We start from the raw sequence: 4,022 nt of genomic DNA, 5'->3' as shown, positions 1-4,022 counted from the left end.
GGCCTGGGCTTCGCCTTGACCGGCGCGTTGGGGGCCGCGCTGGCGCTGGGCTCGAAGCGGGGCGGGCTGCTGATCGCGGTCGTCGTCCTGCCCCTGTTCATTCGCCGGCGGTGTTCGGGGGCCGGCGCGCTGGAGCGGGGCGATGAACGGCCTGTCGCCCGCGCCGGCGCTGGCGCTTCTGGCCGCCTATGTCCTGTTCGCGGCGGTGATCACGCCCTTCGCGGGCGCGGCGGCGATCCGCAACGCCCAAGGGTAGGCCGGTCTAGTTCAGGGTCCGGACCCAGGCGGCCAGGGCGGCGTCGTCGCCGAGGTCGCCGTCGTAGACGTGAACCGGGCGCTGCGGCTCGTTGTTGCCGCGGGCCCGGCCGCGCCAGACCTTCATGGGAAGGGCCATGGTCGCCAGGCCGCTGGGCAGATCCAGGCCGCGGACGTCCATATAGACGGTGTCGGCCGAGGTCTCGCGCCCGATCTGGATCGCTCCGGCCGCCTTCCATGTGTCGACCGCGTCCAGGCAGGCCGAGGCGCAGCCGGGATCGGTCAGCACATAGACGGGGCCGCGCACCAGCTGCGCCGGGTCCGGACCTTCCAGGGGCGCGCGGGGGGGAGGCGGCGTCGCGCCAGTAGGGCTGGCCGGCGGCGCGGGCCTGGGTCATCCCGTCGACGATCTCGCGCGCCCAGTTGATGCGCTGCGCGCTCTCGCCGGCGGCGGTCCATTCGTCCAGGTAGCCCTGGATCGCCGTCAGATTGGCCTCGGAGGCGCGCCACTCGATGGCCTCGATGGGCGGGGTGTTGTGGGCCCGGATCCAGTCGGCGCCCCAGAGGGTCGCGGCCAGGTTCGAGCTCCAGTGCGAGGAGCCGCCCCCGTTGCCGCGCAGGTCCAGCACCACATAGGGGGCGGCGCGCAGGTCGGCCTGCTTCGATTCGGCCTCGGCCAGCAGGGCGGTCAGGGCCTTGTGGGCCTCTCCGGCGGGATCGCCGTCGAACGAAGGCATCGACAGCCAGAAGCCGCCGTCGTCCAGCGCGCGCAGGCCGAACTCCGGGCTGGCGCGGCGGCCGATCCGCTCGCGCCGCGCGGACAGGTCGGCCGGATCGACGTCGCGCCAGGACAGGGCGTAGGTCCGGGTCCGGCCCTCGCTTTCGAACCGGCACTCGCGCATCTCCGGGACCCACGGATTGGAAGCGTTCAGGAACAGCCAGTCACCGAGAAGGGCGTGCTGGGATTCCAGGAACCAGCGGCCCCGAAAGGCTCCGATCCGCTGCTCGGCCAGGCGATCGGCCGCCACGCCGTCGCAGTCGATCAGTTTCGCGCCGAGGGGCGGAACGGAGGCGTCGGCCTCATCTCGGTCGGCCACGACCTGATCGGCGCCGCGATAGACGGTCAGGACGCCCGGCCAGCGGGTCGGGAAGCCGTTCCGGGTCTGAACCCCGATCTGCAGATGGCCGTCGTCGAAGCTGGCGACGTAGGACCGCATCGCCCACCACCAACCGCCGGCGCTGGTCGTGGTCTTGGCCCGCTCCAGCGCCACCGCCAGACCATCATCGACCTTGGCGCGGAAGCCGGGGTTCAGAGCATCGTAGACGCCCGGATGACTGTCGATGACGATGTCATGCAGAGCCGTGGCGTCCCGGACCAGGGCCGCGGACCAGTCTCGAGACTCGCTCATCCACGCATCGAAAGGCGAGGCCGCGGGTGCGGCGGAGGGCGTCTGGGCCAGCGCAGGGCCGGCCGAAACAGTCGTCAGAAGCGCGATCGCGACGGCGGCTTCATAGGCGTTTCCCATTTTCCGCCTCAAGCGCTACCGGAGCGACCGCCGCTCCGCCACTTAAGCCTTGGTAAGGAAACCCCGCCTCAGGCCTTCTTGACGAACTCCGTCCGGAGCACCAGGCCGCGCACCTTCTCGACGTTGGCCTCGATCTCGTCCGGATCGCCGGTCAGGCGGATGTTCTTCACCAGCGTCCCGCGTTTCAGCGTCACGCCGCCGGAACCCTTGACCTTGAGGTCCTTGATCAGGGTCACGCTGTCGCCGTCGGCCAACAGATTGCCGTTGGAATCCTTGGTCGGGTCGTCTGTCATGGCGGGCTCCTTAAGTCCGGCGCGACGCTCTAGCACACGTCGCCGGCCAAGCCTCAAGTAGCGCAAACCGCGATAGGCCACTAAAGAGCGCCGATCATGTTCGGCCTCGCCAATCCCGACCGGTTCCTGCGCTTCACCCGCCCGCTGACGCCGGTGCTGTGGGCGGCGGCCGTCCTGCTGCTGGCGGTCGGGATCTGGCTGTCGTTCACCGCGCCCGAGGATTACCAGCAGGGCGACACCGTGCGGATCATGTTCGTGCATGTGCCGGCCGCCTCGCTGGGGCTGATCGCCTATGGCGCCCTGGGTGTCTCGAGCTTCTTCGCCCTGGTCTTCCGTCACGCCCTGGCCGACGCCGCCGCCCGGCCGCGGCCCTGCCCGGCGCCGCCTTCACCGCCCTGGCGCTGGTCACCGGCAGCCTGTGGGGCAAGCCGATGTGGGGCGCGTGGTGGGCGTGGGGCGACGCCCGGCTGATGTCGGTGCTGATCCTGTTCCTCTTCTACCTGGGCTACATGGCGCTGCGCGCCTCGATCGACGACGAGCAGAAGGCCGCCCGCGCCGCGGCGGTGCTGGGCCTGGTGGGCCTGATCAACCTGCCGATCGTGAAATTCTCGGTCGACTGGTGGAACACCCTGCACCAGCCCGCCTCGCTGGTCCGCATGGGCGGGCCCTCGATGAGCGAGGTCTTCCTGACGCCTCTGCTGACGATGATGACGGCGTACGGCGTGCTGTTCCTGGCTCTATGGCTGACCGCCATCCGCACCGAGATCGTGCGCCGCCGCGTCGTCGCGGCCCGCGCGCGCAAGGCCCTGGAGGCCTGATGATGATCGACCTGGACATGGGGAAATACGCCGCCTTCGTCTGGCCCGCCTGGGGGATCAGCGCCCTGGTCCTGACCGCGCTGGCGGGACGCGCCCTGATCGCCGCCCGTCGGTGGTCGGCGGAGCTGAAGCGGCTGGAGACCTCGGCCGCCGGCGGAGCCCGCGCGTGAACCGCTGGTTCGCCCTGATCCCGCTGGTCGTTCTGGTCGCCCTGGCCGCCTTGTTCGTCGGCTGGTCGCTGAAGCGCGATCCTTCGGTGAAGCCCGACGCCCTGGTCGGCCGCGCCGTGCCGGAAACCGTCCTGCCGATGCTGACCGGCGACGAGCCGGGGCCGGGGCATGTCGACCTGAAGACCGCCGGGGTCGGCAAGCCGATGCTGATCAACGTCTTCGCCAGCTGGTGCGCGCCCTGCCGGATCGAGCACCCCCGGCTGATGGCCCTGAAGGCCCAAGGCGTGGCCGTGGTCGGCGTGGCGTGGAAGGACGATCCGATCGCCACCCGCGCGTTCCTGGACGAGCTGGGCGATCCCTATTCCATGGTGCTGGTCCGACGCCGAGGGCCGGGCCGGCCTGGACCTGGGCATCACCGGCGCGCCGGAGACCTTCGCCGTGGACGCCATGGGGCGGGTCGTGGCCAAGTCGTCCGGCCCCCTGCTGGACGACGCCGAGGTCGAGCGGCTGGTCGCCGCCATGCAGGCGCCGCCGCGTCCGCTGCCCACGGCAACGAGCCGGTAGGGCCCGCTGACCCGGCGAAGCCGGAAGCAAGGCGCGGGCCCGCCGACCGTAGCTTCATCACGAAGGACACGAAGAAGATAAGGACACAAAGGACACGACGGGACCGAGCGCGGCTCCGCTCTCGTCGTGCCCTTCGTGAGTCCTTCGTGTCCTTCGTGATAAACCAGCCGGGCCTGGCTTCACCCAGGAGCGGTTCCGATTGCGCTACGCGCAGGCCGTCGAACGGGCGTTAACCCATTTCCGACGGGTTTCATTAACCCTGTCGGCATGAGCGCGATTCGTCCTCCCGTCCCGTCGCCCTGTTTCCGGCCCAGGCCCCGGCTTCGCCGGCGCGCGCGGCGCGATCCGACTTCTTTCGCGCCGCCCTGGATGGCGTGGGACGCGGCGGCGCCCGTG

3 protein-coding genes and 2 pseudogenes are annotated in these 4,022 nt (G+C 70.7%); 3 read left to right on the top strand and 2 right to left on the bottom strand.

Annotated features, from left to right (window positions below; translation table 11 throughout):
• Positions 1–209: 209 nt before the first annotated feature.
• Entirely contained in the window at positions 210–1,664 is a 1,455-nt protein-coding gene (locus tag AC2W7C_RS14395) for a S41 family peptidase (protein WP_486002043.1), read from the bottom strand.
• 185 nt (positions 1,665–1,849) lie between these two features.
• Positions 1,850–2,074, bottom strand: coding sequence for an alkylphosphonate utilization protein (locus tag AC2W7C_RS14390; RefSeq protein ID WP_324818098.1), 225 nt, complete (start codon positions 2,072–2,074; stop codon positions 1,850–1,852).
• Positions 2,075–2,170: 96 nt separating this feature from the next.
• Between AC2W7C_RS14390 and ccmC the strand changes: the two are divergent.
• The 3 genes and pseudogenes from ccmC (at position 2,171) to AC2W7C_RS14375 (ending at position 3,626) form a co-directional block, all read left to right on the top strand.
• Positions 2,171–2,892: pseudogene (gene ccmC / locus AC2W7C_RS14385) on the top strand (heme ABC transporter permease CcmC).
• Complete coding sequence (ccmD, locus tag AC2W7C_RS14380) at positions 2,892–3,062, top strand: heme exporter protein CcmD (protein WP_486002042.1); 171 nt, start codon at positions 2,892–2,894, stop codon at positions 3,060–3,062. The pseudogene ccmC and the gene ccmD overlap by 1 nt, the downstream one beginning before the upstream one ends.
• Positions 3,059–3,626 (top strand): annotated as a pseudogene (locus tag AC2W7C_RS14375) (DsbE family thiol:disulfide interchange protein). Before ccmD ends, AC2W7C_RS14375 begins: the two are co-directional and overlap by 4 nt.
• The last annotated feature ends 396 nt before the right edge of the window (positions 3,627–4,022 follow it).

It is taken from the genome of Brevundimonas sp. CURTG3B2_SDJG, from assembly GCF_057364705.1.
This window is presented reverse-complemented; position numbering and strand designations above follow the sequence as displayed.

Coding starts and splice junctions, on each gene's coding strand:
- AC2W7C_RS14395 (WP_486002043.1), bottom strand. CDS start 1,664: ATGAGCGAGTCTCGAGACTGGTCCGCGGCCCTGGTCCGGGACGCCACG.
- AC2W7C_RS14390 (WP_324818098.1), bottom strand. CDS start 2,074: ATGACAGACGACCCGACCAAGGATTCCAACGGCAATCTGTTGGCCGAC.
- ccmD (WP_486002042.1), top strand. CDS start 2,892: ATGATGATCGACCTGGACATGGGGAAATACGCCGCCTTCGTCTGGCCC.